A 26,183-nucleotide genomic window follows, 5' to 3' on the forward strand; every position below is an offset into this window, starting at 1 on the left:
CAAAAGACTGCCGCAACGTCGCATGGCCTGACATGAAACTCAGGGTTCGCGAAGTCTTTGCATTCGCTACGATTTCGCGATCACGTCCGTGCGTCACGTTTTCATGAATGATAGCGAGCTGGCGAAAAACGCGAAACGCGATGTCTCAACCAACCCATCTGATTCGAAGCGTCGGGTTAGCCTGAGGCCAGTTTGGCCCCGTTCCACGATCCGCCCACAACCTCCATATCCTCGCGCTTCTTACTGACACGGCTGCTGTTTTCCAGACTGTCGAGGTAATCATCACTGACGCTGCCGGTGATGTAATCGCCGTTGAAGCACGAGCAATCGAAGGCCTCGATCTCGGGGTTGCCTTCCTTGGCGGCCCAAACCAGATCATCAAGATGCTGGTAGAACAGAGCATCTGCGCCCAACTCTTCGCGAATCTCTTCGATCTCTTTGCCGTTGGCGATCAGCTCATGTTTTGTGGGCATATCGATGCCGTAGACATTGGGGTATTTGACCGGAGGAGACGCGCTGGCGATATAGACTTTCTTGGCACCGGCCTCACGACACATCTGTACGATCTTCTTGATCGTATTGCCGCGCACGATTGAATCGTCGATCAGCAGAACATTGTGGTCTTTGAATTCCAGCGGTATGGCATTTAGCTTGCGGCGCACGGATTTCTGTCGCTCTTCCTGACCCGGCATGATGAAGGTGCGGCCGACATAACGGTTTTTGACCAGACCCTCGCGATAAGGGATGCCGGTGATTTTCGCGGCCTCAAGCGCCACAGGGCGGGCGCTGTCCGGTACTGGAATGATCCGATCAATATCCAGCCCCGAGTCCTGAATTTGCTTGGCCAGTGTTTGACCCATGCGCATCTGGGTTTTGTAGACGGATACTCCATCCAACAGCGAATCCGGGCGGGCCAGATAGACATACTCGAAGATACAGGGCGTCAGCTTGCCCTCGACCGCCTGGAATTCATGCATGTTGCCATCCAGATCAATCAGGATGGCCTCACCCGCGCGCAGATCGCGCAGCTTGTCGAACCCGTTGATGCCAAAGGCTACGTCTTCGGAGGCAAAGGCGTAATCATTGCCGCCGCCTTCAGTTTCACGAACGGCCACAGACAACGGGCGGATGCCGTACGGGTCACGGAAAGCCAACATGCCCACACCTGCGATCAGGCAGATCACGGAATAGGCACCCTGAACCCGCTCCATTGTCATCTTCACCCCGGCAAAGATGTTGCGAATGGGTTCGACATTGCCATTGACCTTGATTGCGTCGGCCACCTTGTCGGCCAGCACGTTCAGCAGGATTTCAGAATCCGAGGTGGTACGCAGGTGGCGGCTGTATTTGCCCGTGACCTTTTCGCGCTGCTCAGCCGTGTTGGTGATGTTGCCATTATGGACCAAATAGATCCCGTAAGGCGCGTTTACGAAGAAGGGCTGCGCCTCAGCCGCGCTGAGTGAACCGGCGGTTGGATAGCGTACATGCCCCATGCCGACTTTACCCAGTAGGGTTTCAGCATCCGTGGCGTTGAAGACATCCTTGACCAGACCGTTGGCCTTTTTCTCGCGGAAGAATTCACCGTTATATGTGACGATCCCCGAGGCATCCTGACCCCGGTGTTGCAGCATCAGCAAGCCATCATAAATTTCCGCAAACACATCATGTGTCCGGCTTGCGATCCCCAAAATCCCACACATGTACGGGCTCCAATTCCTATGGCGTTGTGACGAGAGGTTTGACCGACTGTCGGGATCGATAAGGGGATGCTACCTGCATCTTGCGCGCGATTGTCTGTGTTTCATAAGCCAAATGGCCAATCATCGATGCGACGCACGCAGATGAAAACACAAAGAACAAGACCGGCAGCTCCGATTCCGTGGCGGGTTGGCCCTCACATACTGCCTTAGGACGCCCCTGTCATCAAAGGATCACAATTACACAATGCCGCAGGTGAAATTTGTGCTGTCTCGACCGCGCAGTAAGTCTGATGACATATGAATGCAATTATGCTGACATGGTAGAAACCGGATCAAAACACGCTTGTTGAGCGGGCAAGGGGGTGTGATGTGGCAGAACAGGCCGCCGCCTAAGAAAGAAGAAACACCCAAGCGGCGGTGCCACCGGTGTCGCGGTATGGGGCGTGCACCATGCCAGATTTGCAACGGCGCCGGACAGGTCGTCAAAGGCCGCGAAATTCATGGCAAACCGATTTTCGGCCGGTGTGAAGGGTGTTTCGGATTAAAAACGATCCGATGCACCGTGTGTGGCGGAGAAGGCTTTGTCTGATCCATGAAAAAAGCCCGGACGATGCCGGGCTTCCTTAGATGCGGGTCTATTCGTAATCAGTTGCCAGTGCTTTCCGCAGCAGGCGCGGCTGCATTCGAGGTGCAGCTACCGACAAGCTCTTCATACTGTGCGGTCACCCAGCCCAAAGCGGCTTCGGGATTTTGCTCTTCGATCTGCGTGCTGAACTGTTCGAACACCTTGGCCGATCGGCTTTCATCCACAATCGTATATGACTGGCCGGTCATGACCGTGTCGTAGACAAAGAAGGCGATGGCCACCAACAGGATACCGCGGGCGATGCCGAAGAAGAAGCCAAGCGCCTGATCCAAACCACCCAGAGCCGAACGCTGCACCAGCGACGAAAACAGGGGTGTGAAGATGCTGACCACGATCAGCGCGATGGCGAATACAGCGGCAAAGCCTGTGATCACTGACAATTCACAGCTGTCACGCAGGAAATCTCCAACAACCGGGATTTCTTTGACCAGAGGCACGGCTTGTGGTGCAAAGATGAACGCAAGGACCGCAGCGGCGACCCAGCCCGCGATGGCCAGAACCTCGCGCATGAACCCGCGCGAATAGGCCAAGAGGCCTGACAGCACGATGATCAGGGCCACAACCCCGTCAATTATTGTAAAACCTTCCATGGCCCTCGCCTGTTCTTTTTCTGCCCCTCGCGGCGCGACTTTAACCTGCTCCGAAGGTTTCGCCAACAAACCCAACCAAATCAGAGGGTCGGGTGAGTGTCAGACCTGCCACAGTGCCGGTTTTGCCACCTGCCGGAGCAATTGCCGATGTGAAACCAAGTTTTTGAGCTTCTTTCAACCTATTTTCGGTCTGCGGGGCCGGTCTAAGTGCCCCGGATAACGAGATTTCTCCGAAAACAACGGTGTCAGCGGGCAGGGCTGAGTCTTCGCGTGCACTCAGAAGAGCTGCGGCCACCGCCAGATCGGCGGCGGGTTCGCTGACTTTCAGCCCTCCGGCGACGTTCAGATAGACATCAAGCCCGGCAAAGGGGATGCCGCAGCGCGCTTCGAGCACGGCGAGGATCATCGCCAGTCGCCCGCTATCCCAGCCCACAACCGTGCGGCGGGGTTGGGAGTGAGGGGAGGGTGCCACGAGGGCCTGAAGTTCCACCAATACGGGCCGTGTGCCCTCGATCCCTGCAAAAACAGCCGATCCAGGGCTGGGTACGCCGCGTTCCGACAGGAACAGGGCCGAAGGGTTGGTGACCTGTGCCAGACCTTTACCCGTCATTTCAAATACGCCGATCTCATCAGCGGGGCCAAAGCGGTTCTTGACCGCGCGCAGGATGCGGAACTGGTGGCCGCGCTCGCCTTCGAAATAAAGCACGGTGTCGACCATGTGTTCGACAACGCGCGGCCCTGCGATCTGACCTTCTTTAGTGACGTGGCCCACCATCACAATCGACACGCCATGTCGTTTCGCAAACGTGGTCAATTCATGCGCTGCGGCCCGGACTTGTGATACCGAGCCGGGCGCGCTGTCCACATTGTCGGCCCACATGGTCTGAATCGAGTCGATAATGGCGAGGCCGGGTTTTTCGGTTTCCAACGTCGTCAGGATATTGCGCAGGTTGGTTTCAGCAGCCAGTTGAACAGGCGCGTCCTCCAGCCCCAGCCGCCGCGCGCGCATACGGACCTGTGCACTGGCTTCTTCGCCCGAGACATAGATTGTTTTGACGCCTGCACGGGCAAAGCGCGCAGCAGCCTGCAGCAACAGGGTGGATTTTCCGATACCGGGATCGCCGCCCACCAACAGGGCTGAGGCGGGTACCAGACCACCGCCCAGGACGCGGTCCAACTCGTCCACCCCGCTGAGTGTTCGGGGTGGCGGTGTCTCCTCGGTCGACAAGTCCGTGAGCGTGACAGACTGTCCCCGCTTGCCGCCGAGGGATTTCTTGGCCGGGCCAGCCGAAAGCGGCACGTCCTGGGTGATTGTATTCCATTCACCGCAGCCATCGCAACGCCCGGACCATTTGGTGAAGCTCGCACCGCAGGCCGAGCAAGAGAAAGTTGGTTTTGCCATTCCGCTTTGGTGCCCGAGGATGGGCGGTTCTTCAAGCCCTTGCGGGCTTTCATCTCCGCCGGTGGCGCGCTGCGGGTTCGGGCCCTGCGAGCCGTCACCCACAGCGGGCGCATGCGCGCCGGGTGTCAGATAGAGGTTTGGGCCTTTGCCTGACGTTCGGTCAGCAGGCCCAAGACGAGCGAGGCGAGGATGCAGAGGGTGAAGAGGTAGAGGCCCCAGGCGGTCTCAATCGTGGCGTAAGAGATGCCTTTGGCCAGGGTGATATAGAGCGCGATGAGGAAGATATCGGCCATGGCCAGCTTGCCGAGGATGTTCAGCGCGGGCTGGACGCGGGCGTCCAGCAGGTTCCACTGAATCAGCGCGGTGCCGATGGTTTTGATATATGGGGCGAAGAGGGCGAAGATGGTGACGACCAGCGCCAGGAAGACGTCGGATTTCCATAAGGACTGGAGGCCGGTGATGACGCTGATCTCGCTGAGGCCGAAAATTGGAAGCAAGCCGGCGCGCATCAGCGGGGCAAACCACGCGATGGGGTAGAGGATCAGGAGGGAGAGAGTGGCGAGGCGGAGGGTCATATCACGCCAGTTTGCTGAAGTTTGAATGCACTCCACCCAAACAAGACCACCATGAGCACAAAGAATGTTACCACCAAAATGGCAGTTCTGCGGACGTTCGATGCTATTCTGAATAGCTCTTTGTGAAGTACAAAGGCAGAAATTGCGACACCAAGAACAGCTGGAAGTGTCACGAGCAAATTTACCGTCTCCAGGCTGAACGCGATAGCATTCGAGATCAACGCACCGGGAACAAAGCCGTACAAAAACGCTTTTATTACTGGTTTCATTACATTGAATGCGCGAACAGGAGAGAAAATCAAACCATGTATGGAGAAGATCCTGATGAACCAGACGATCAATACCGAGTTGAAGTAGATTCCTGGCAATGAAAAGATAAAAAGTTGAACTGAATTCATCACCGAACCGCCTCAATCGGCCCGTCAGCGCTGCCGCTGATGAATTGCTCCATATACGGATCGCCCGAGGCATCCATCTGAGCCACAGGCCCCGTCCACTGGATCACCCCGCCATGCAGCATCGCCACATTGTCGGCAATGGCGCGGACCGAGCTCATGTCGTGGGTGATGGTCATGGCGGTTGCCCCCATCTCGGTCACGATTTCGCGGATCAGATCGTTGATGACGCCGGACATGATCGGGTCCAGACCCGTCGTGGGTTCGTCAAAAAAGATGATCTCGGGCTCGGCGGCGATGGCGCGGGCGAGGCCGACGCGTTTTTGCATACCGCCGGACAGTTCGGCGGGCAGGCGGTCAGCCACGTCGGGTTTCAGGCCCACGCGGCGCAGTTTCTCGATGGCGATCTCTCGCGCCTCGTCCACCGGGCGTTTTAGTGAACCGCGCAGCAAGCGGAAGGCGACGTTTTGCCAGACGGGCAGGGAGTCAAAGAGCGCCGCGCCCTGAAACAGCATGCCGAACCGTGCCAGAAACGCATCTCGGTCGCCCTTGGTGGCGTCTTTGTCGTCCACATAGATCATGCCGCTGTCGGGCTGGATCAGGCCCAGAATGCATTTCAGCGCCACCGACTTGCCGGTGCCCGAGCCGCCGATGATGACCATCGAGGTGCCTTTGGGGATCTCAAGGTCCATGCCTTGCAAGACGCGGTTGTCGCCAAAGGCTTTATGTACGTTCTCCATCCGGATCATAGCGAGAAGAACACCCCTGTGAGTACGAAATTGGCGGCCAGGATCAGCACGGCTGCGGCCTCGACCGAGCCTTTGGTGGCGCGGCCCACGCCTTGTGCACCGCGGCCCGAGGACATGCCGTAATAGCAGCCCATGATGGCGGCGATCATGCCAAAGGCGGCCCCTTTGACCAGGGACGAGAAGATGTCGCGGGCCTCAAGAAAATCCACGGTGTTTTTGAGATAGGCCGCCGGGTTGAAGCCCAGATTTTGCGTGGCAACGGTGTAGCCGCCCATGATGCCGATGATATCTCCAACCGCAACCAAGGCAGGCACGGTTATCAGCGCCGCCAGCACGCGCGGGGCGGTCAGGTATTTCATCGGGTGGGTGGACAGGGTGACCAGCGCGTCAATCTGTTCAGTCACTTTCATCGTCGCGATTTCAGCCGCAATAGATGAGGTCACGCGGGCGGCGATCATCAGGCCGACCAGCACCGGCCCAAGCTCTCGCACCATGCCGATAGCAACGATCTGGGGCACTACAGCTTCGGCATTGAAACGCGCGCCGCCGGCGTAGATTTGCAGGGCCAGCGCACCGCCGGTGAAGATCGCAGTCAGGCCGACCACGGGCAAGGACAGCCAGCCGATATTCAGCAGCGCCATGGCGAATTCGCGCGGGTAGAACGGAGGGCGGAAGATATGAGAGATTGCGTCCAGCGCAAACAGTGCCACGCGTCCAAACGCGGCCAGCACGGTCAGGACAGCGCGACCCAATCCGCTGAGCAGTAAGACAGGGTTCATTCCACATAACCCCGCGAATACCGGCGACCCATCGAGGTCAGGATTTCATAGCCAATTGTGCCCGCTGCCTCGGCCAGATCATCCACCGTTTGATGCCCGTTCAGAATGCGCAAGCGTTCCGGGCCCTCAGGCAGGTCGGTGACATCGACCGTGATCAGGTCCATTGAGATGCGTCCCACGACGGGACAGGGCTGATCGCCCGCAAATGTGTCGATCCCGCCACCGATGGCGCGGTGCAGGCCATCCGCATAGCCCGCTGCAACCGTTGCGATGCGCGACGGGCGTCGGGCGGTCCAGCTGTTGCCGTAGCCAACGGTTTCGCCAACCTCAAGCGCGCGCACCTGGATCACCGGCAGATCGACCGTGACAACCGGTTTGGCCCCGGCAAAGGGCATCCCGCCGTATAGGCCGATCCCTGGACGGCAGAAGTCAAAGTGAAACTCTGGCCCCAGAAGCGTGCCACCGGTGGCCGCCAGCGAGCGCGGCGCGGTTATGCCATCAGTCATTTCCCGGAAGGTCTTCAGCTGTTGCTGGTTCATCGGATGATCGGGTTCGTCCGAACACGCCAGATGAGACATCACGACAACCGGGTTCAGCACCTCGACCTTTGGGCGCAGATCGGCCCAATCGGCCGGTTCAAGACCCAAGCGGTTCATGCCGCTGTCCAGCTGAATGCCAAAGGGATGATCTGGTAGCGCCTGCATATGGCGCTGGAACTGCTGGGGTGAGTTGATCAGGGGCGTCAGGTCATGGGCACGCAGCAGGTCCGCATCCCCCTCCATATGGCCGGAAAACACACAGATCAGCGGCCCCGGCCCAATGGCCTGACGCACGGCTGCGCCCTCCTCGGCGACCGCGACGAAAAACTTGCGCACGCCTTCTTCGGCCAATGCATCGCTGACCGGCCCAGCGCCCAGCCCATAGCCATCAGCCTTGACCACGGCGGCGGTTTCAACGTCGGTCTGTGCATCCAGCGCCCGCCAGTTGCTGGCAAGAGCCTGAAGATTGATTGTCAGTCGTGCGGTACTCATGGCGTTGTTCATGACATTGCGCCGTATAAGGTCAAGAGGGAATGACGCTTTTGCGACGCCGTTTCAGCGTTGTATGCGCGGCAACCGGTGAAATTTGCCAAGTTCTTGTGAATTCTGGCAGTTTGTTGCTGTGATCATGGTATGTGAGATCGCGAAGGCGCGCTGCTTTGTTCAGGTGCGGCCTTCCAGTTTTTAGCGGCAAAGCAGATGCAATGCCCGGAGGGGATCATGGAGTTTTCGACCGGTAAAGGATCAGATACTCAGGCTGTGGTCGATCTGTTTCAGGACGTCTTTTCAGCCTCGGAGGGCGCTGATGAAGGTGCGCTGATCGGCGCGTTTGTGCAAGATTTGCTGAGCAGGACGCCTGAGGCGGATGTGATGCTATACACAGCGTATCAAGAGATGGAACTGGTGGGCGCTGTTGCGTTTTCCCGGATCACTTATCCGCAAGACAGCCGAGATGTCTTTATCCTGTCACCGATGGCGGTGCGAACGGACCGGCAGAAATCGGGGATCGGGCAGGCTTTGATCACATACGGGCTGGATCAGTTGCGCAACTCCGGCGTCGATGTGGCGCTGACCTATGGTGATCCGAACTACTATGGCAAAACCGGGTTTATGGCCATTTCGGAAGAGATCGCGCAGCCACCGCTGAGGCTCAGCTATCCGCATGGTTGGCTGGGGCAATCTTTGGACGGGCGCGAACTGACCTCGCTAATGGGGCCATCGCATTGCGTTGCGGCGCTGAACAATCCTGCCTTGTGGTAGGGGTCAGTAGCCTTCGATCTCGCCGCCCTGTTGCCAGGGTTTGACGAGATTGCCAAAGCGGGTGAACTGGGCCTCGAACGACAGCTCGACCGTGCCGATGGGGCCGTGGCGTTGCTTGCCGACGATCACTTCGGCCTTGCCATGCAGGCGCTCCATGGCCTGCTTCCACTCTTCCATCTTGTCCAGCTCATGATCGCCGGGCTTTTCGCGTTCCTTGTAGTATTCCTCGCGGAACACGAACATCACAACGTCGGCGTCCTGTTCGATCGAGCCCGATTCCCGCAGGTCGGACAGTTGCGGGCGCTTGTCATCGCGGTTTTCAACCTGGCGCGACAGCTGGGACAGGGCGATAACCGGGATGTTCAGCTCCTTGGCAATCGCCTTCATGCCCATCGAGATCTCGGCGATTTCGTTAACACGGTTGTCCGACATGCCCCGGCACAGCTGCAGATAGTCGATCACCAGCAGGTCCAGCCCGTGGGTTCGTTTCAGCCGCCGTGCGCGGGCGGCAAGCTGCGCGATGGGCAGCGCCGGGGTGTCGTCGATGAACAGCGGACAGGCTTCCAGTTCCTTGGCGGCATCCACGAAGCGCCGGAACTCGGCCTCGGTCATGTCGCCCTGACGGATCTTGTGAGACGAAATTTCAGAAGCTTCGGCCAGAACACGGCCCGCAAGCTGTTCGGCACTCATTTCCAATGAGAAGAACCCAACCACGCCGCCATCAATCGCGCCTTCGCTGCCATCAGGCTTGGTGCCGCGTTTATAGGCCTTGGCCACGTTAAACGCCACGTTGGTCGCAAGCGAGGTTTTACCCATAGAGGGACGGCCGGCAAGAATGATCAGGTCCGAAGGATGCAAGCCACCCAGCTGCTTATCCAAATCGGCCAGACCGGTCGAGATGCCGGCCATCCCGCCCCCACGCTGGTATGCTTCGTTGGTGACGTTGACGGCTTCGGTGACTGCCTTGAGGAAGGATTGAAAGCCCTGTTCTGTCTGGCCTTGCTCGGACAGCTGATACAGCTGCTGCTCGGCCTCGACGATTTGTTCCTTCGGCTCGCTGGACACATCAACCCGCGCGGCCTTGTCCGAGATATCTCGACCCAACCGGATCAGCTCGCGCCGGATGGCCAGGTCATAGATCATTTGGGCGTAGTCGTGGACGGCAAAAGCACTGATCGAGGCCCCGGCCAGTTTGACCAGATAGGCCGGGCCACCAAGCTCTTTCAGGCCCTCATCTTCGGCCATGAAGGATTTCAGCGTGACGGGCGAGGCGAGTGCATTCTTGGCGATGCGGGTCGCCGCGACCTCGTAGATGCGCGCATGAACCGGGTCATAAAAATGCTCGGCCCCGATGATCGAGGCAACCCGATCATAGAGATCATTATTGGTCAGAATCGCACCCAGAAGCTGCTGTTCGGCCTCAATGGAATGCGGCATGGTTTCGGCGTTTTGAATCTGTGCCGCTGCCTGCTCGATACTGCTGATCTCGTTCATCTTGTCCCCGCTGCCCGTTCGGAGGTTTTACACAGGAAACACCGCCGCAAGCTATCTGGAAATACCTGTGGGTAACTTGCGGTAAGGCCTAGGGATAACTTTCCCGGCGGATTGGATGCCCGTGTATGCGCAGCCTATTATGTATGAATTGAGTGAAAAGTCACCAGATATCGTGGCTGCATGGCCGATTCTTCTGGGCTTATCCCCAATCTGCTCACAGGCAGCTTATGTGGTTTTGCGCGCGTCCTGCCACCCGCGCGGGTCGTTCAGGAAGGCTTCGACGCCGCTAAGGGTCTCTTCGTCAAAGGCCTTTTGCGCCTTGGCTTCGGCCAGAACATCCCACCAAGTGCACAGCGAATGCAGCTTCACGCCGTGATCGCCCAGTGTCTTTTCGGTCTCGGGGAAAATGCCATAGTAGAAGATCACTGCTGTGTGCCCGCAGGTCGCACCAGTTTCGCGGATCGCATCGACGAAGGACAGCTTTGACCCGCCATCAGTGGTCAGGTCCTCGACCAGCAGTACACGCTCGCCTTCGCTCATCGCGCCTTCGATCCGGGCGTTGCGGCCGTAGCCTTTGGGTTTCTTCCGCACATAGGTCATGGGCAGGCCCATCCGCTCGGCGACCATGGCGGCAAAGGGGATGCCGGCCGTTTCACCACCTGCGATATTGTCGAACGCCTCGAACCCGGCCTCGCGCATAACAGTAACCGTCAGGAAATCCATCAGGGTCGAGCGGATGCGCGGGTATGAGATCAGCTTGCGGCAGTCGATATAGGTGGGGCTGGGCAGGCCAGAGGCCAGCGTGAACGGCTCGCGCGCATTGAAATGCACAGCCTTGATCTCCAGCAGCATCCGCGCGGTCAGGCGGGCGATTTCGGTGCTGTCAGGAAAAGAACTGGGGATCATGGCGCAAACCTCTGGGCTGAAAGAGTGTTGCGGGCTGATAGCCTGTCCCTTAGGCCGGAGTCGAGAGGGCGGCAAAAGAAAAGCGGACCCTTGCGGGGTCCGCTTTTTGCCCTTTCGGGCCTTGCGGCCAAGGTGGGCTTGGCCGCTTGGGTCTTCGGGCCGGTCACGGTCTGCTGACTGATCGAGCCCGTGTTCCAATCACCGCGTGTATGTGACCCAGAGTGGCCCGTGCAACCGGTTTGATCGGTCTAAGGGGCGCAATTGACGCCAAGGCATCCATGCCATTTAGGTGAATTTCGAGAGCGCGTTTTGCAACAGGTCCAACGCATGATCGCGCGCTGCCAGCCGCACAGCGTCGCGCCCGGGTGCGCCGAACTCCACCGTTTCGGTGTGGGTGGTCAGCCCCTCACCAGCCAGCCCGAAACACACACGCCCCTCGGGTTTGAATTCGGACCCCCCGGGACCCGCGATGCCGGTGATCGAGACGGCCAGTTGCGCCTGAGAGTTTCGCACTGCGCCTTCGGCCATTTCGCGCGCGACCTGTTCTGAGACTGCACCATAGGCTTCCAACGTTTTGGCCTGGACACCCAGCATCTCCTGCTTGGCGCGGTTGGTGTAGGTGACGAATCCACGCTCGACCACCGCAGAGCTGCCGGGAATGTCGGTTAGCGCGGCGGCGACCATACCGCCCGTGCAGCTTTCGGCAGTGGCGATCATCACGCCACGCGCCTTGGCCAAATCGAGCAGAGCAGCGACGGTCATAGCCCCAACACTCCGTGCGCGATCCCGGCCAGAACCATGACGCCGATGGCGGCAAAGACCCCAGCGATTACATCGTCAAGCATCACGCCCATCGCGTCTCCTTTGCGATCGGCCCAGCCGACCGGGCCGGGCTTGGTGATGTCGAACAGTCGGAACAGCAGGAAGCCCGCGACCCAACCGGGCCAGAGCGCGGTGATCTCGATCCCGTGTGCCCAGCTTGGATAGGAAATGGCCCAGAGCGCGACGAACTGTCCCGCGACCTCATCGACCACGATTTCGGAAGGGTCGTGATCCTCTTGCCCGGCGGTCATCACTTTTGTGGCCCACAGCCCTGCGATGAAAACGACGAGTGTCGCGAGGACGAGCAGGGGGAAGCCGCCCAAAACGTGTAGGACCCAGACCAGGGGCAGAGCCGCAAGCGATCCCCATGTGCCGGGGGCAGGGCGCAGATAGCCAACGCCACAGACGGTTCCGATCAGACGCGCGATGCTCATGCTTTCACCAGACATGCAGTGGCGAGCGACGCGATACCCTCCCTACGGCCGGTAAAGCCCAGACGCTCGGACGTGGTTGCCTTGACCGAGACCTGATCGGCGCGCAATCCCATGATTCTGGACATTTCTTCCCGCATCTTTTCAGCGTGAGGACCGATCTTTGGGTATTCACAGACCAGAGTACAATCAACGTTCGAGATGCGGTAACCCATGGTTTGGGCAAGCTCAACAGCGTGGCGCAGGAAAATCTCGCTGGCGGCCCCTTTCCACTGCGGATCTGAAGGGGGGAAGTGCTGGCCGATATCGCCCTGCGCCAAAGCGCCATAGATCGCATCCGTCACAGCGTGCATGCCGACATCAGCATCGGAATGACCTTGCAACCCCCGGTCATGCGGTACTTTCACACCGCATAAGATCACATGATCTCCGTCACCAAACCGGTGCACGTCATAGCCGTTGCCCAGCCTTACATCCATATTCAGCCCCAATATCCGTTCTGCCCGGGCAAAATCCTCGGGTCGTGTGATTTTGATATTGTCCGGATCGCCCGGCACGATGGTCACGTCCAGCCCGGCGGCACGTGCGACCTCGACATCATCCGCTGCGCTGCCCGAATGGGCCGCATGAGCGTCCGTGATCGCATCATAGTGAAAACCCTGCGGCGTTTGGGCCGCGAACAGACCTGTTCGATCCCGCGTTCCGGAAACCGTGCTCTCATCCCCGGTCCAAAGCGCGTCTGTAACGGCCAATCCGGGTGCGGCAGCCTGGCTTTTGCTCAGCGCGTGCAGCACGTTCTGAATGACGTCCGCACCTACGCAAGGGCGAGCAACATCATGAATCAAAACGTAATTTACTTCCCGGTCTGCCAGCGCATCCAGCCCGTTGCGGACAGATGTCGCTCGATCCGCGCCACCCGGGGCGAGGATCAGATCACTGTCCCGATAAGCCTCCCAAGCCCCCGAATCGTCGGGTGATAGCACGAGTACAATCTGTTCGACTTGTGTGCGAAACCTGTCGATCGTCCAGTCGGCTACCACGCGCCCGCCCAGCATGCGCCATTGCTTGGGCGTGCCTCCTCCGGCGCGGGTTCCGCGACCGGCGGCAACGATGATGGCGGCGGTTGTCATACTGACGTTTGCTCCGTTGATTTTGGCCAATGTTTAGGGGGCGGTGAATGCAGAGGCAATCACCCGCGTCAATCTGCCTAAAAATTAAGCGAGTGATGATTTTGCAGGCTTGTGGGTGGTCGTTTTGTTGTTCATATGCCCCGGATTCGATATCAAAACCCCAACTGCTCAAGGATTAAGCACGTTGACCCTGCATTTTGCTGACAAAACTCTGAACCCGCCTGTGCTGCTGGCACCAATGGCTGGAATCACGGATCGCCCGTTCCGCGATCTGGTGATGCGGTTCGGCGCAGGCATGGTCGTCAGCGAAATGGTCGCCAGCCAGGAGATGGTGCAAGCCAAGCCTGGCGTGCGCGAACGGGCGGAACTGTCGGCGGATGTCGAGAACACCGCCGTACAGCTTGCCGGGCGCGAGGCGCATTGGATGGCCGAGGCCGCCCGTCAGGTTGCCGATCGGGGCGCGCGGGTGATCGACATCAACATGGGCTGCCCGGCCAAGAAGGTGACCAATGGTTATTCCGGCTCGGCCCTTCTGAAAACGCCAGATCATGCCCTGACCCTGATCGAAGCGGTGGTTGAGGCGGTCGATGTACCCGTCACCCTGAAAACGCGGCTGGGCTGGGATGATGCGCTACTGAACGCGCCTGATGTGGCGCGCCGGGCCGAAGGGGCGGGTATCAAGATGGTCACGATACATGGGCGCACGCGCTGCCAGTTCTACAAAGGCCACGCCGATTGGCAGGCGATCCGAGCGGTGAAACAGGCGGTGTCGATTCCCGTCATCGCCAATGGCGATATTGTTGATACCAAAGCGGCCCGCACGGCGCTGGATCAGTCTGGCGCAGATGGCGTGATGGTCGGGCGGGGTGCGCAGGGAAAACCCTGGCTTCTGGCGCAGATATGCCATGACATCTACGGCACCGACGCACCTGAAATCCCCAAAGGCGCTGAATTGGTCGCGATGGTGCGCGCGCATTATCAAGCCATGCTCGAATTCTACGGCACCGACCTGGGCCTGCGCGTCGCGCGGAAGCATCTGGGCTGGTACATGGATGAAGCCGGTACACCCGCGCCCCTGCGCCGGGCTGTTTTGACCTCACGTGATACGCAAGAGGTGCTGCGCCTGCTTGGCGATGCGCTCGATTGCACAACCGAGGTGGCGGCATGAATTCGGATCAAAGCATCTGGAACTCGCTACCTGTTCCGGCCTTCATCATCGACCAGGAGGATCGGATTTCCGATGTGAACTCCTCGGGCGAGGGTTTCCTGAACGCGTCGCGCAAATCGGTGATCGGTCATCCGGTCTGGGACCAGATCGCCGTGGATGCCCCGCTGGAAGAGGCGTTCCTGCGCGCGCGTCATCAAGGCACGCCCCTGTTCGTCAATGATGTCGATGTCGGGTCGGGTAACCGCGCACCGCTGCAATGCGCACTACAGATCGCGCCGCTGGTCGGGCATCCGGGATCAATGATCATGATTATCTCGCCACGCGAATTAGCGGGGCGCATGACACGTGGCAACACGGTTAAGTCAGCAGCGCAATCCGCCATTGGTATGGCAGAGATGCTGGCGCATGAAATCAAGAATCCGCTGGCTGGTATCACCGGCGCGGCGCAGCTTCTTAGCATGAATATCTCAGCGCAAGACCTTGAACTCACAGATCTTATCGTGGCCGAAAGCCGCCGCATCGTGAAGCTGTTGGAGCAGGTTGAGCAATTCGGAAACCTGCAGCAACCTGATTTCAAACCGGTCAACATTCACGACGTTCTGGACCGCGCGCGCCGTTCGGCCTTGCTGGGGTTCGGTGCGGACATGACCATTATCGAGGATTATGATCCATCGCTGCCGCTGGCCTATGGTGATCCCGATCAAATCCTGCAAGTGGTTCTGAATCTGTTGAAAAACGCGTCCGAGGCCGCTGGCCCGAATGGTGGCACGATTCGTCTGCGCACCTATTTCGAGCATTCGTTCCGCCTGCGTCGTAGTGACGGCTCGGGTCATTCGTTGCCGCTGCAGATTGAGATCATCGATGATGGCCCCGGACTGCCTGAGGACATTCGCAGCGACATTTTCGACCCGTTTGTCTCGGGCAAGGAAAATGGAACGGGTTTAGGGCTGGCGCTGGTCAGCAAGATCATCTCGGACCATCGCGGCTGGATCTCGGCCGATTCCATTCCGGGACGCACTGTTTTTAAACTGTCGCTGCGCCGCGCACCGGCAGAGAGCATAACGAAGGAGAGCACCTGATGGATGGCACCGTTCTGGTTGCAGATGACGATCGCACGATCCGAACAGTACTGACTCAGGCCCTGACACGGGCCGGATGCAAGGTGCATGCCACCTCTTCGCTGACTACGCTGATGCGATGGGTAGGTGAAGGCAAGGGGGACGTGGTGATTTCGGATGTCGTCATGCCGGATGGTAACGGGTTGGAAATGCTCCCGAAAATCGCGCTAGACCGCCCCGGTTTGCCGGTGATTGTGATATCGGCCCAGAATACCATCATGACTGCGATCCAGGCGGCTGAGGCGGATGCCTATGACTACCTGCCCAAACCCTTCGATTTGCCCGATTTGATGAAACGCACCGCGCGCGCACTGGAACAAAAGCAGCGGTTGCAATCGGAACCCGAGGCAGAAGCAAATGAACGCCCGGATGAGTTGCCTCTGGTCGGGCGCACATCCGTCATGCAGTCTCTGTATCGTTTAGTTGCACGTGTGATGAACACCGATCTGTCGGTCATGATTTCTGGTGAAAGTGGAACCGGTAAATCCCTGATCGCGCGGGCAATTCACGACTTCTCAGATCGTCGTACATTGCCCTTTGTAACCGCCACAGCCGCAGACCTGCGTGATTTGGAGGGGCCCGCCCGTGTCATGGCGCGCGTGCGTGGAGGTACGCTGTTGATTGATGAGATCGCCGATCTGGATGATGAGCTTCAGGCGCGCATCGTGCGCATGATGGACACCCCCGGCGATCACGTGCCGCGTTTCATGGCCACGAGCCAGTCGGATCTGGCCGAAGGTATGGAAGGTGGTCGCATCCGGCAGGATCTTTACTACCGCCTATGCGGCGCGACGATCCACGTACCGGCCCTACGCGAGCGCGTGGATGATATCACCTTGCTGGCCGAGCATTTTCTGGCCCGCGAAGAGCGTGATAGCGGCACTAAGCGCTGGCTCAGCCCGGATGCGGTTGAACTGATCCGTCGCTACTCATGGCCCGGCAATGTGCGGCAGTTAGAGAACGCGGTCCGCCGCCTTAGCCTGACCAGCCGGGCCGATGAAATCTCAAAAGCCGAGGTTGAGATGGTACTGGGCAGCCAGCCCGAGGCTGAACCTGTGCTCGGTGGGGGCGAGCGCGAGAAGCTGTCCACCTCGGTGGAACGGCATCTGCGGCGGTATTTTGATTTGCACGGCAATATGCTGCCGCCTCCGGGCCTGTATCAGCGCATATTGCGTGAGGTTGAGGCCCCGCTGATCGAAATCGCATTGGAGGCAACCGGTGGCAATCAGGCAAAATGCGCTGATTTGCTTGGGATTAACCGAAATACGCTGCGGAAAAAGATCACAGACCTCGATATTCAGGTGACACGCCGTCGCAAACTGATGTAATATCGCCACACAAGCCGTGGCATCCGGGTATCTCCGGGGAAACGACCACGACATATGGCGGTCAGTCGCACAAGCGACACATCAGGATGAGGGCAGACGGTGGCAACCCGAGCACAGAGCGGGATTATCCCATCGATTAGTCGATGGCGAAAATCCCGAAAACTGCGCAATTTCGGCACCTTGGGGCTGGTTCTTCTAGGGCCAGTGCTGGCGCTTGCGACTTATCTGGTCATTGGTCCCTTTGACCTGGGCGCGACCGCTCCGACCCTGCGCCTGATTCTGCTTGCCGACCTTGTTTACGTCCTTGTCGTGGCGGCCCTGGTGCTCAGCCAGCTTGGCTCGCTAATCGCAGCCAGACGCGCGAAATCGGCGGGGTCTCGCCTGCATTTGCGTCTTATCGGGGCGTTTACGCTCTTGGCGCTGGTGCCGACGGTCACGGTTGCCATCTTCGCAGGTCTGACCGTGAATATCGGTCTTGAGGGCTGGTTTTCGGACCGTGTGCGTCAGGTTGTCGGGTCATCGCTTACCGCGGCTGAGGCGTATGAGCTGGAACACCGGCAGGGCCTGACGCAGGATGCCGCTGTTCTGGCGCTGTTTCTGGACAATGCGCGGGCCCGCGATTTCTATATCTCGGACGCGGAATTGCGTGAGGTTCTGGCGCAGGGGCAGGCGCAAATCCAACGGGGGCTGCGCGAGGCTTACGTGATCGATGGCAGCGGCGAAATCCGGTCGCGCGGGGATCGATCCTACCTGTTCAGCTACGAAAAACCCACGCCCGAGCAGATGGTCGAAGCGGCTGATACCGGTCTGTTGATTATCGCCGATTGGGAGAACAACGAATTCCGCGCGCTTGTGCCGCTGCAGGCCTATCTGGACCGATACCTCTATGTCAGCCGTGAGGTCGATGGTCAGCTACTGACCCTGCTGGACGATACCAAGGAAACGGCGCAGTTCTACCAGCAGCTTGAAAGCGAACGCGGCAGGGTGCTTTTCAACTTTGGCCTTCTATATTTGGGGTTTGCCCTGATCCTTATCCTTGCCGCGATGTCTTTGGGCATGTGGTTTGCCGAACGCCTGTCGCGACCTGTCGGCCGTCTGACTACAGCCGCGCAACGCGTCGGCGCCGGCGACCTGAGCGTACAGGTCATTGAAGAGGCCAGCGACGACGAAATTGCGATGCTGGGCAGGTATTTTAACCAGATGACCCGGCAGCTTAAAGGCCAGCGCGATACGCTGCTGGAAAACACACGCCAGATCGAAAGCCGCCGCCGATTGTTCGATTCCGTGCTGAGTTCGGTCACATCGGGCGTTGTGGGTGTTGACCCCGAAGGCGATGTAACCTTCGTAAACCGCTCAGCCGAGCGTCTGCTGGACTGGTCGCGGGGCGAACAGCATCTGTCGATCGGTATCGCAGTGCCCGAATTCCTGCCGCTGTTTGAAAGCCTGAAAGAGGGCGGGCAAGAGGCCGTACAGGGTGAGATCAAGGTAACCCGCAAAGGGCAGTTGGAGAACCTGCTTGTGCGCATGTCCACGCGGCGGGGCGAGGATGGTACGCTTGAGGGCTACGTGGTGGCCTTTGACGATGTCACCGATCTGGTCAGCGCCCAGCGTATGGCCGCCTGGGGCGATGTGGCCCGGCGCATCGCGCATGAGATCAAGAACCCGCTGACGCCGATTCAATTGAGCGCGGAACGAATCAAGCGCAAGTTCTCGTCCAAACTGGATGAGGCAGATTGCGACACCCTAGAATCGATGACTGATGTGATCGTTCGACAGACCAATGACCTACGGCGCATTGTTGACGAGTTCTCAAAATTTGCACGTATGCCGGAACCAGAGCGGCGACAGGAGGATGTGGTTGCTCTGGTACGCGAGGCCGTTTTGCTGCAGCAGGCAGGGCAACCGGATGTGCAAATAGATGCAGATCTGCCGGAACAGCCGATCACGGCTGATCTGGATGCAACCATGTTGAATCAGGCTTTGACAAACTTGATCAAGAACGCAGGCGAAGCCATTGGAACCTTGAAAGAAAAAGGCGCACCCGAGAATCTGAAGCCACAGATCAAAGTGGCTGTTTCCACGGATGATGCGGGAACGATTGTCACGATTGCCGACAATGGCATCGGCCTTCCTGAGGATCGTGCGCGGTTGTTTGAGCCTTATGTGACCACGCGCGACGAAGGGACCGGGCTGGGCCTGCCCATCGTCAAGAAGATAATCGAAGAACATGGCGGAGCGCTGACTTTGGAAGACGCGCCCGTATTCGACGGACAGGACCATTTCGGCGCAATGGCAGTGATCCGTTTGCCGGGAGCAAACCTCCCACCAAATTCAGCGCCACAAAAACAGGCGACTAAAACCAACAAACTGAAAGCAGGCCAAAGATGAGCGACATTCTGATCGTAGATGACGAACGCGATATTCGCGAACTGGTGTCCGACATTCTGGAGGACGAAGGCTATTCCACCCGGCTGGCGGCAAACTCGGATGAGTGCATGTCTTCAATCAATTCTGAGCCGCCGGGGCTGTTGATCCTGGATATCTGGCTGAAAGACAGTCGCATGGACGGAATCGATATCCTGAAAGCTGTAAAGCGTGACAACCCGGATGTGCCGGTGGTGATTATTTCCGGTCACGGCAATATCGAAATCGCCGTCGCCGCGATCAAACAGGGCGCGTATGACTTTATCGAAAAGCCCTTTAACATCGACCAGTTGATGGTGGTGATCCGCCGCGCGATGGAGACCTCTCGCCTGCGCCGCGAAAATGCTTCGCTCAAGCGCAAAGAAGTCAGCAGCTCGGACATGATCGGCAAATCCGCCTCGTTCCGGGCGATGCAGGGCCAGTTGGACAAGGTCACAAAATCGAATGGTCGCGTGATGCTGAGCGGCCCGGCCGGGTCGGGCAAGGAAATTGCGGCTCGCTATATCCACGCGCATTCAAACCGCGCCAATGCGCCTTTTGTGACGGTCAACTGTGCCGGGATTGAGCCCGAGCGGGTCGAAGAGGTGTTGTTCGGGCGCGAAAGCTCTGAACGCGGGGTGGAATCGGGCTTGCTGGAAGAGGCCCATGGTGGCGTTGTCTACTTCGATGAGGTCGCCGATATGCCCCTAGGCACGCAGTCCAAAATCCTGCGTGTGCTGGTGGATCAGCAGTTCCAGCGTGTCGGCGGCAGCGACAAGGTAAGGGTGGATTTGCGCGTCATATCCTCGACCAACAAGGATCTGGACGAAGAGATCGCAGCCGAACGGTTCCGGGAAGAACTGTATCACCGTCTGAACGTTGTGCCAGTAGACGTGCCCTCGCTAGAAGACCGGCGCGAGGATATTCCGGTTCTGGCCCAGCATTTCATCGAAATGTGCAATGAAACCCAAGGTTTGCCGATGCGTGAGCTGTCGGAAGAGGCCGTAGCCCTGCTGCAAACCATGACCTGGCCCGGCAATGTGCGTCAGTTGAAGAACCTGATCGAACGTGTTCTGATCCTTGGTGATGGCACCGGCCCGATTGAGGCGCGCGAGCTGCCAAGCGATGAAGACAAAACCGAGGATTCAGGCCGGGTTGTCCTGTCGGGTGCTCTGGCGACCCTGCCGCTGCGCGAGGCGCGTGAGGCGTTCGAGCGGGAATACCTGCTGACTCAGATCAATCGCTTCGGTGGCAATATCAGCCGCACCGCCAGTTTTGTCGGGATGGAGCGCAGCGCCCTGCATCGCAAGCTGAAATCGCTAGGTGTTGTAACCTCGAACAAGTCCGGGGCACGGGTGGCGCAAATAGATGAGCCGGAACCGGCAGAGTGATCTGCTGGTCACATAAGGCAGGGGTCAATGCATACAGTTCCGTCAAAACCGGGTGGTATCAGCCTGAGGTCTTGCGCGTATCCGGGTTTCGGCAAGCGCCTGAAACGCCTGCGGCAATCGGTTGGCTTTAAGCAATCTCATCTGGCCGAGTTGTTGCAGGTCGATCAGGCGACCATTTCCCGATGGGAGCGAGGCGGACAAACCCCGCCACCGGAAACGCAGCAGGCGGTCTTTGCTTCGTTCGGACCGACGCGCGTAGATGACAGCGCCCTGCGACGACTGGTTGAGACCTCATCGGATTGCCTTCATCTGGTCGAGGAAGCCAGCCATAGATGCCTTGCCTATTCCGCCAGCCGGGCAAGGGACTGGAAAACCAGCCAGAACGCGTTGTTAGGCGTGTCACTTTGGCAGTTTGCAACCGAGGAAATCCAGCAAGCCGAGGCTGAGCTGGACCAGGAAGGGTGGTGGGAGGCCCACACACCAACCCCAAAGTCCTTTCTGACCTCCGAGGCTGTGCATGATCGCATTCGCATCAGCGCCGGAGAGATCATTTGGGAAAGGCTGTATCTGTCGGATGGAACGCCCGTGCGGCTGGTCAGCGGGTCGCGGCGCCAGGCCGCATAATTTATGCGTTCCCGGGCGTGACGAGGCGCTGTAGAAGCGCCTTATGATTCAGCTGTTTCAGGTTCTCTTACTTTGGCTGGCCGGGTTGGGTGCGGCGACGCAGTTTGCCAAGATTGCTGTGCCATTCCCAGAAGTATTGCAACTCTACCCCGATCACGCCGAAACCATGGGTTGGCTGCTGTCGATCATCAGCCTGCTTGGAGCTGTTCTTGGCGCCGTATCCGGGTCAATCGTGGGCCGTGTGGGGCCGATCAAACTGTTGATATTCGGCCTTGTACTTGGTGGCGCACTTTCGATCTTTCAGGCGACGGGGCCGGGGTTTGAGATCATGCTCGCCAGCCGGTTTGTCGAGGGCCTGTCCCATTTGGCAATTGTTGTGGCGGCACCAACCTTGATTGCGCAGATCACAACCGGCAAAGCGCGCAACATGGCCATGGTTTTGTGGAGCACCTTCTTCGGCGTGGCCTTTGCGCTGAATGCCTGGCTTGGGCTGCCCTTGGTCGAAAACTATGGCCTGTCCGTCTACTTTGCGTTGCATGGCATCCTGATGATCGCAATCGCGGCATTGATCCCGATCCTTAGGCTAAAAGTCATACAGACAGACGAGCCCTCACCGTGGCTTTGGCGAGAGCTTTGGGCAGTACATCTGCGCACCTATCGCTCTCCCTTCGTATCGGCGCCGGCAATAGGCTGGTTTTTCTACACCCTGACGTTCGTTTCACTGCTGGCGATCCTGCCGGGGCGCTTGCCGGATGACATCAGCGCGACAGTTGCGGGTCTGATGCCGCTGGCCGGAATTGCGCTGAGTCTGGTTGCGGTGCCGGTTTTGCTAAACCTGATGTCCGGCGTTGCGGTGGTTAATCTGGGGTTTGCGCTTGCGATCCTGTCTATCTTGGGCGTTTTTGCCGGTCTGCCGTTGGAGTTGGCTTGTATCGCACTGTTTGCGGTGTTGGGCCTTGTGCAAGGCGGTAGCTTTGCGGCTGTGCCAATTCTGAACCAAACCGCTGAAACGCAGGCGCTCGGTTACGGGGCGATGGCGCAGATGGGCAATGCGGGCAATTTGCTGGGTACCCCGGTTTTGCTAGCGGTTCTGTGGCGGGTCGATGAGGCCGGTATGCTGATAAGCGTGATCGCGATTTACGCCCTTGCCATCTTGGCGCACTGGGCGCTGGCCCGCGGGCGTGCCGCTAACAGGGGGTCAGCCTGATTGACCGGGCGAAATGATCTGGAACGAGCCGTCATCGAATTTGACGAAACAGGATTGTGTTGTCAGCGGTGGCAATGTCGTCGTGCGCTGCACGGGAACTCCTGATTTCACAGCCCGTTTGCAGGGTGGTAGGCTCACAGGGCGATAGCCCTTTTGGGCCATGCATTGTGCCTCGACCTTGTTGCGCAGGTTCTTGTTCACGTCGACCGTGTAGATCTGACCGGGCTCCCACCAGCCGGGCGAGCGATAGCAGGACCCACGCCCATCGCAATATGTTCTGCCCGGCCAATAGGTTGGCGGCCCTTGCCGGACTTGATTTGCAACCGGCGCATCCTTGAGCGCCTGAACCTGACATTGCGTAGTCTCGGTCTGCATGCGCGAGACGCTTTCGCCCTCTTGATAATACAGTGACAGCGGTCCACAGGCGGACAGCGCCATCAGTGAAATCATAAGGGGACCAAGCGTTTTCATGTGCTTATCTTGCCCCACACCGGTGGGGATGACAATTCAATTGACCGTATCGGGGGCATCTGTCATTCAAAGATTTCAGGCAGAAGGGCCAGAAACATGAAGGTCATCATTTGCGGTGCGGGTCAGGTGGGTTGGCAGATCGCACGGCATCTTTCCGGCGAATTGAACGACGTGACCGTGGTGGATAACAATCCTGATCTGGTGCGCCGCGCGACCGAGACACTGGATGTTCAGGGTATCGCAGGTTTCGCCAGCTATCCTGACGTGCTGGAGCGGGCAGGGGCTCGTGATGCCGATATGATCATCGCCGCGACCCACTCGGACGAGGTGAATATGGTCACCTGTCAGATGGCTCATTCGGTTTTCGCCATCCAGCGCAAGATCGCGCGGTTGCGGTCGAAATCTTATCTCGAAGCGATCCATTCCGACCTATACCGCCGCGATCACCTACCCATTGATGTTGTGATCAGCCCAGAACGCGAGGTGGCTGCCGCCGCCATGCGTCGCCTGTCGGCCCCGTCGGCCTTTGACACCGAGATGTTCATGGACGGCAAGGCGCAGCTGTTGGGCATCCGCATCGAAGAGGATTGCCCTATTGTTAATACGCCCCTGCGCCAGCTGACGGATTTGTTCTCGACCCTGAGTTCGATTGTTGTGGGTGTTCGGCGCGAAGGAACATTGTTCGCTCCGGAATCCGAGGATCAGCTTTTTGTCGGCGACGAATGCTATGTCTTTGCCAGCGTACAAGACGTGGATCGTACGATGGAGGTGTTCGGCAAGTCGCAGAAACGCCAGGACCGGGTGGTGATCGTTGGCGGGGGTAATGTTGGTCTGGAAGTCGCACATACCTTAGAAGAGCGTGAAAGCCGTGTTCGCGCGAAGATCATCGAACGTGATCGTCACTGTGCTGAAAAGGCCGCCGAGGCGCTGGAACGGACGATTGTTCTGAATGGTGATGGGCTGGATTCGAACCTGCTGAGAGAGGCCGGGATTGACCGTGCAGATGCGATGCTGGCCGTCACGGATGACGATCGCACCAATATGCTGGCGGCTGTACGCGCCAAGGCCGAGGGCTGTGCCTTGGCGATTGCGCTGATCAACGATCCGTCGATGGTGGCTTTGATGGGGCCGCTAGGCATTGACGCCTATATTAATCCGCGCGCGACAACTGTCAGCTCGATCCTGCGCCATATTCGCCATGGCCGGGTGCGGCAGGTCTATTCCATCGGCGATGCCGAGGCCGAGGTGATCGAGGCCGAGGTTCTATCGACCTCGCCCATGGCCGGACAGAAACTGCGCGACATTGATTTCCCTGAAGGCGTTTTGGTTGGAGCAATTCGCAAAGGCGATGAGCTGTTGCGCCCCACCGGCAGTCTGCGGATCGACGAAAAGGATGTGGTCGCCATCTTTGCCATGGCCAAGGATGTGCCCGAGGTGGAACGGCTGATGCAGGTCTCGATCGATTTCTTCTGATGGCGCGCGTTAAATCACAACGGGTCGGGGTATTGCGGCGGTTGCCGCTGTTTCTGCTGATCTGGGGATGCGTTTCGGTTTCGATGTGGATACCCGCGATCTTTGCATTGGTGCTGGACGACCACGCCACGTCCCGGTCTTTTTTGTATTCCGGTCTCTTGGGCCTGTTTCTCGTGGCGACTATCGCATTGGCGGCGTCCAACCGAGTGCCTCGGCGAGGTACATTGGGCCAGTTGGCGGTGCTTTTGGGATGTTTTACGATCCTGCCGATCTTTCTGGCGATCCCGTTTCACGACGCGCTTGGCAACACAACCTTTCTGAACGCCTATTTCGATATGGTCAGCGCGCTGACGACGACCGGCGCCGATTTGTTTCCAAATCCGGATCGCCTGAGTGCTCCGCTGCATCTTTGGCGCGCACTTGTGGGGTGGATGGGCGGCTTGCTAATGTGGGTTTCGGCTGCTGCGATCCTGGCACCCTTGTCGTTGGGCGGGTTCGAAGTCACGGCGCAGGGCCAACCCGGACGCCCGGTCTCGGGCGTGGCGCAAAGTGAGAAGATTGATCCGCGCGGTCGTTTGATCCGAGTGACCATGACCCTGACGCCGATCTATGCCGGGCTGACCGCCGTAATCTGCGTGCTGTTGTTGATCGCCGGAGAGCGGGAACTGACCGCCATTTGCCACGCAATGTCGATTATGGCGACTTCTGGTATCTCTCCTGTGGGTGGTCTTGAAGGCGCACAGGCCGGTTTCACGGGTGAGGCGATCCTGTTTCTGTTCCTGTTCTTCGCCTTGTCCCGGCTGACTTTCTCGACAGACACAGCGACAAGCGGCTTTTCGCGCTTGGACAAAGACCCGGAATTCAGGATTGGCCTGATGATCGTGCTTGGGGTTGCCGTTTTGCTTTTTGTTCGCGTCTGGGCTGGTGTGAGTGAAATCGGGGGCCAGATGGAGCCCTTGCAAGCCCTTCACGTTATATGGGGTATGTTGTTTACTGCTTTGTCTTTTCTGACAACCGCCGGGTTTGAAAGTGCCAATTGGAATGATGCACAGCAAATTTCAGGGCTGGGGACACCAGGCTTGATCCTAATGGGTTTGGCGCTGGTTGGCGGCGGCGTGGCTACAACGGCCGGTGGGGTCAAACTGTTGCGGGTTTTTGCGCTGTACCTGAATGGCGCGCGCGAGATCGACCGCCTAATACATCCCTCATCGGTCAGCGGCGCCGATGGCGGCAATCGGCGGATCCAGAGTGACGGCGCCTTTATTGCGTGGATCTTCCTGATGCTGTTTGCCCTGACGCTGGCGGTTTTCAACCTGTTGCTTGCCGCAATGGGGGCGGGATTTGAACAGGCCATGGTTCTCAGCGTTGCCGCGCTGAGTACAACCGGGCCGTTGATCGAACTGGCGACCGACGTGCCGATCCGCCTGATCGATCTGTCGGCGGGGGCGAAACTGACCCTGTGCGCCGCAATGGTAATTGGCCGGTTGGAGGCTTTGGCCATCATCGCGTTGATCACCCCGTCGCTCTGGCGGGATTAAGCCAATGCGCGGTTGCGGCGTTACTGCCTGATTTTTAATCTGGA

24 protein-coding genes are annotated in these 26,183 nt (G+C 58.7%); 10 read left to right on the forward strand and 14 right to left on the reverse strand.

The window, feature by feature from the left end; genetic code table 11:
- Nucleotides 1–176: 176 nt before the first annotated feature.
- The 8 genes from purF to alr all read right to left on the reverse strand — a co-directional run bounded on the left by purF (nucleotide 177) and on the right by alr (nucleotide 7,867).
- Nucleotides 177–1,700 (reverse strand): amidophosphoribosyltransferase, encoded by a 1,524-nt coding sequence (gene purF / locus ACR0DH_RS02960; protein ID WP_480497799.1) that lies wholly within the window; start codon nucleotides 1,698–1,700, stop codon nucleotides 177–179.
- Between the two features lie 645 nt (nucleotides 1,701–2,345).
- Nucleotides 2,346–2,936: a CvpA family protein gene (locus tag ACR0DH_RS02965; RefSeq protein WP_480542710.1), complete on the reverse strand. Its 591-nt coding sequence runs from the start codon at nucleotides 2,934–2,936 to the stop codon at nucleotides 2,346–2,348.
- Between the two features lie 40 nt (nucleotides 2,937–2,976).
- Complete coding sequence (radA, locus tag ACR0DH_RS02970; protein ID WP_480547308.1) at nucleotides 2,977–4,338, reverse strand: DNA repair protein RadA; 1,362 nt, start codon at nucleotides 4,336–4,338, stop codon at nucleotides 2,977–2,979.
- 125 nt (nucleotides 4,339–4,463) lie between these two features.
- The gene (locus ACR0DH_RS02975) at nucleotides 4,464–4,913 is read right to left on the reverse strand and encodes a paraquat-inducible protein A (protein ID WP_480547042.1); all 450 of its coding nucleotides are present in this window, start codon (nucleotides 4,911–4,913) and stop codon (nucleotides 4,464–4,466) included.
- On the reverse strand, nucleotides 4,910–5,311 hold the full coding sequence (locus ACR0DH_RS02980; RefSeq protein ID WP_480547044.1) for a hypothetical protein: 402 nt from the start codon (nucleotides 5,309–5,311) through the stop codon (nucleotides 4,910–4,912). The genes ACR0DH_RS02975 and ACR0DH_RS02980 overlap by 4 nt, the downstream gene beginning before the upstream one ends.
- Nucleotides 5,311–6,057 (reverse strand): ABC transporter ATP-binding protein, encoded by a 747-nt coding sequence (locus ACR0DH_RS02985; protein WP_480547046.1) that lies wholly within the window; start codon nucleotides 6,055–6,057, stop codon nucleotides 5,311–5,313. Before ACR0DH_RS02985 ends, ACR0DH_RS02980 begins: the two co-directional genes overlap by 1 nt.
- Nucleotides 6,054–6,836 carry an MlaE family ABC transporter permease gene (locus ACR0DH_RS02990; protein ID WP_480547048.1) on the reverse strand — a complete coding sequence of 261 codons (783 nt, stop codon included), beginning with the start codon at nucleotides 6,834–6,836 and terminating at the stop codon, nucleotides 6,054–6,056. The genes ACR0DH_RS02985 and ACR0DH_RS02990 overlap by 4 nt, the downstream gene beginning before the upstream one ends.
- Nucleotides 6,833–7,867, reverse strand: coding sequence for an alanine racemase (alr, locus tag ACR0DH_RS02995; protein ID WP_480547050.1), 1,035 nt, complete (start codon nucleotides 7,865–7,867; stop codon nucleotides 6,833–6,835). Before alr ends, ACR0DH_RS02990 begins: the two co-directional genes overlap by 4 nt.
- Nucleotides 7,868–8,095: 228 nt before the next feature.
- On the opposite strand from alr, the gene ACR0DH_RS03000 reads away from it, so the two are divergent.
- Nucleotides 8,096–8,635, forward strand: a complete 540-nt coding sequence (locus ACR0DH_RS03000) for a GNAT family N-acetyltransferase (protein ID WP_480547052.1) — start codon at nucleotides 8,096–8,098, stop codon at nucleotides 8,633–8,635.
- 3 nt (nucleotides 8,636–8,638) lie between these two features.
- Here the strand turns inward: ACR0DH_RS03000 and ACR0DH_RS03005 are convergent, their stop codons facing one another.
- The 5 genes from ACR0DH_RS03005 to ACR0DH_RS03025 all read right to left on the reverse strand — a co-directional run bounded on the left by ACR0DH_RS03005 (nucleotide 8,639) and on the right by ACR0DH_RS03025 (nucleotide 13,418).
- A complete protein-coding gene (locus ACR0DH_RS03005) occupies nucleotides 8,639–10,129 on the reverse strand; it encodes a replicative DNA helicase (RefSeq protein ID WP_480547054.1) in 1,491 nt (496 codons plus the stop codon).
- Between the two features lie 225 nt (nucleotides 10,130–10,354).
- Nucleotides 10,355–11,035 carry an orotate phosphoribosyltransferase gene (locus ACR0DH_RS03010; protein WP_480547056.1) on the reverse strand — a complete coding sequence of 227 codons (681 nt, stop codon included), beginning with the start codon at nucleotides 11,033–11,035 and terminating at the stop codon, nucleotides 10,355–10,357.
- 285 nt (nucleotides 11,036–11,320) lie between these two features.
- The gene (locus ACR0DH_RS03015; RefSeq protein WP_480547058.1) at nucleotides 11,321–11,797 is read right to left on the reverse strand and encodes a CinA family protein; all 477 of its coding nucleotides are present in this window, start codon (nucleotides 11,795–11,797) and stop codon (nucleotides 11,321–11,323) included.
- On the reverse strand, nucleotides 11,794–12,291 hold the full coding sequence (locus ACR0DH_RS03020; RefSeq protein ID WP_480547060.1) for a phosphatidylglycerophosphatase A family protein: 498 nt from the start codon (nucleotides 12,289–12,291) through the stop codon (nucleotides 11,794–11,796). Before ACR0DH_RS03020 ends, ACR0DH_RS03015 begins: the two co-directional genes overlap by 4 nt.
- Nucleotides 12,288–13,418: a bifunctional 2-C-methyl-D-erythritol 4-phosphate cytidylyltransferase/2-C-methyl-D-erythritol 2,4-cyclodiphosphate synthase gene (locus ACR0DH_RS03025; RefSeq protein WP_480547062.1), complete on the reverse strand. Its 1,131-nt coding sequence runs from the start codon at nucleotides 13,416–13,418 to the stop codon at nucleotides 12,288–12,290. The genes ACR0DH_RS03020 and ACR0DH_RS03025 overlap by 4 nt, the downstream gene beginning before the upstream one ends.
- Before the next feature lie 184 nt (nucleotides 13,419–13,602).
- On the opposite strand from ACR0DH_RS03025, the gene dusB reads away from it, so the two are divergent.
- From dusB to ACR0DH_RS03060, 7 genes are all read left to right on the forward strand, one after another.
- Nucleotides 13,603–14,586: a tRNA dihydrouridine synthase DusB gene (gene dusB, locus ACR0DH_RS03030; protein ID WP_480542731.1), complete on the forward strand. Its 984-nt coding sequence runs from the start codon at nucleotides 13,603–13,605 to the stop codon at nucleotides 14,584–14,586.
- Nucleotides 14,583–15,665: a two-component system sensor histidine kinase NtrB gene (locus ACR0DH_RS03035; protein ID WP_480547064.1), complete on the forward strand. Its 1,083-nt coding sequence runs from the start codon at nucleotides 14,583–14,585 to the stop codon at nucleotides 15,663–15,665. Before dusB ends, ACR0DH_RS03035 begins: the two co-directional genes overlap by 4 nt.
- Nucleotides 15,665–17,032, forward strand: a complete 1,368-nt coding sequence (locus tag ACR0DH_RS03040) for a sigma-54-dependent transcriptional regulator (RefSeq protein WP_170530339.1) — start codon at nucleotides 15,665–15,667, stop codon at nucleotides 17,030–17,032. Before ACR0DH_RS03035 ends, ACR0DH_RS03040 begins: the two co-directional genes overlap by 1 nt.
- Nucleotides 17,033–17,131: 99 nt before the next feature.
- Nucleotides 17,132–19,420 carry a sensor histidine kinase NtrY-like gene (locus ACR0DH_RS03045; protein WP_480547066.1) on the forward strand — a complete coding sequence of 763 codons (2,289 nt, stop codon included), beginning with the start codon at nucleotides 17,132–17,134 and terminating at the stop codon, nucleotides 19,418–19,420.
- A complete protein-coding gene (gene ntrX / locus ACR0DH_RS03050) occupies nucleotides 19,417–20,826 on the forward strand; it encodes a nitrogen assimilation response regulator NtrX (protein ID WP_170530335.1) in 1,410 nt (469 codons plus the stop codon). Before ACR0DH_RS03045 ends, ntrX begins: the two co-directional genes overlap by 4 nt.
- Nucleotides 20,827–20,853: 27 nt before the next feature.
- A complete protein-coding gene (locus tag ACR0DH_RS03055; RefSeq protein WP_480547068.1) occupies nucleotides 20,854–21,450 on the forward strand; it encodes a helix-turn-helix domain-containing protein in 597 nt (198 codons plus the stop codon).
- Nucleotides 21,451–21,493: 43 nt separating this feature from the next.
- Complete coding sequence (locus ACR0DH_RS03060; protein WP_480547070.1) at nucleotides 21,494–22,657, forward strand: MFS transporter; 1,164 nt, start codon at nucleotides 21,494–21,496, stop codon at nucleotides 22,655–22,657.
- Here the strand turns inward: ACR0DH_RS03060 and ACR0DH_RS03065 are convergent.
- Complete coding sequence (locus ACR0DH_RS03065; protein ID WP_480542742.1) at nucleotides 22,649–23,128, reverse strand: hypothetical protein; 480 nt, start codon at nucleotides 23,126–23,128, stop codon at nucleotides 22,649–22,651. The genes ACR0DH_RS03060 and ACR0DH_RS03065 overlap by 9 nt on opposite strands.
- A 96-nt stretch (nucleotides 23,129–23,224) precedes the next feature.
- Here ACR0DH_RS03065 and trkA point away from each other — a divergent pair, with 96 nt between their 5' ends.
- Together trkA and ACR0DH_RS03075 are read left to right on the forward strand one after the other, a co-directional pair.
- Complete coding sequence (gene trkA / locus ACR0DH_RS03070) at nucleotides 23,225–24,601, forward strand: Trk system potassium transporter TrkA (RefSeq protein WP_480547072.1); 1,377 nt, start codon at nucleotides 23,225–23,227, stop codon at nucleotides 24,599–24,601.
- Nucleotides 24,601–26,139, forward strand: coding sequence for a TrkH family potassium uptake protein (locus ACR0DH_RS03075; RefSeq protein WP_480547074.1), 1,539 nt, complete (start codon nucleotides 24,601–24,603; stop codon nucleotides 26,137–26,139). Before trkA ends, ACR0DH_RS03075 begins: the two co-directional genes overlap by 1 nt.
- Nucleotides 26,140–26,183: the final 44 nt, after the last annotated feature.

This window comes from Ruegeria sp. I1, assembly GCF_056532675.1.

What these genes read in the sequence shown, in the direction of transcription:
- purF (WP_480497799.1), bottom strand. Translation starts at nt 1,700, where the DNA reads ATGTGTGGGATTTTGGGGATCGCAAGCCGGACACATGATGTGTTTGCG.
- ACR0DH_RS02965 (WP_480542710.1), bottom strand. Translation starts at nt 2,936, where the DNA reads ATGGAAGGTTTTACAATAATTGACGGGGTTGTGGCCCTGATCATCGTG.
- radA (WP_480547308.1), bottom strand. Translation starts at nt 4,338, where the DNA reads ATGGCAAAACCAACTTTCTCTTGCTCGGCCTGCGGTGCGAGCTTCACC.
- ACR0DH_RS02975 (WP_480547042.1), bottom strand. Translation starts at nt 4,913, where the DNA reads ATGACCCTCCGCCTCGCCACTCTCTCCCTCCTGATCCTCTACCCCATC.
- ACR0DH_RS02980 (WP_480547044.1), bottom strand. Translation starts at nt 5,311, where the DNA reads ATGAATTCAGTTCAACTTTTTATCTTTTCATTGCCAGGAATCTACTTC.
- ACR0DH_RS02985 (WP_480547046.1), bottom strand. Translation starts at nt 6,057, where the DNA reads ATGATCCGGATGGAGAACGTACATAAAGCCTTTGGCGACAACCGCGTC.
- ACR0DH_RS02990 (WP_480547048.1), bottom strand. Translation starts at nt 6,836, where the DNA reads ATGAACCCTGTCTTACTGCTCAGCGGATTGGGTCGCGCTGTCCTGACC.
- alr (WP_480547050.1), bottom strand. Translation starts at nt 7,867, where the DNA reads ATGAGTACCGCACGACTGACAATCAATCTTCAGGCTCTTGCCAGCAAC.
- ACR0DH_RS03000 (WP_480547052.1), top strand. Translation starts at nt 8,096, where the DNA reads ATGGAGTTTTCGACCGGTAAAGGATCAGATACTCAGGCTGTGGTCGAT.
- ACR0DH_RS03005 (WP_480547054.1), bottom strand. Translation starts at nt 10,129, where the DNA reads ATGAACGAGATCAGCAGTATCGAGCAGGCAGCGGCACAGATTCAAAAC.
- ACR0DH_RS03010 (WP_480547056.1), bottom strand. Translation starts at nt 11,035, where the DNA reads ATGATCCCCAGTTCTTTTCCTGACAGCACCGAAATCGCCCGCCTGACC.
- ACR0DH_RS03015 (WP_480547058.1), bottom strand. Translation starts at nt 11,797, where the DNA reads ATGACCGTCGCTGCTCTGCTCGATTTGGCCAAGGCGCGTGGCGTGATG.
- ACR0DH_RS03020 (WP_480547060.1), bottom strand. Translation starts at nt 12,291, where the DNA reads ATGAGCATCGCGCGTCTGATCGGAACCGTCTGTGGCGTTGGCTATCTG.
- ACR0DH_RS03025 (WP_480547062.1), bottom strand. Translation starts at nt 13,418, where the DNA reads ATGACAACCGCCGCCATCATCGTTGCCGCCGGTCGCGGAACCCGCGCC.
- ACR0DH_RS03035 (WP_480547064.1), top strand. Translation starts at nt 14,583, where the DNA reads ATGAATTCGGATCAAAGCATCTGGAACTCGCTACCTGTTCCGGCCTTC.
- ACR0DH_RS03040 (WP_170530339.1), top strand. Translation starts at nt 15,665, where the DNA reads ATGGATGGCACCGTTCTGGTTGCAGATGACGATCGCACGATCCGAACA.
- ntrX (WP_170530335.1), top strand. Translation starts at nt 19,417, where the DNA reads ATGAGCGACATTCTGATCGTAGATGACGAACGCGATATTCGCGAACTG.
- ACR0DH_RS03055 (WP_480547068.1), top strand. Translation starts at nt 20,854, where the DNA reads ATGCATACAGTTCCGTCAAAACCGGGTGGTATCAGCCTGAGGTCTTGC.
- ACR0DH_RS03060 (WP_480547070.1), top strand. Translation starts at nt 21,494, where the DNA reads ATGATTCAGCTGTTTCAGGTTCTCTTACTTTGGCTGGCCGGGTTGGGT.
- ACR0DH_RS03065 (WP_480542742.1), bottom strand. Translation starts at nt 23,128, where the DNA reads ATGAAAACGCTTGGTCCCCTTATGATTTCACTGATGGCGCTGTCCGCC.
- trkA (WP_480547072.1), top strand. Translation starts at nt 23,225, where the DNA reads ATGAAGGTCATCATTTGCGGTGCGGGTCAGGTGGGTTGGCAGATCGCA.
- ACR0DH_RS03075 (WP_480547074.1), top strand. Translation starts at nt 24,601, where the DNA reads ATGGCGCGCGTTAAATCACAACGGGTCGGGGTATTGCGGCGGTTGCCG.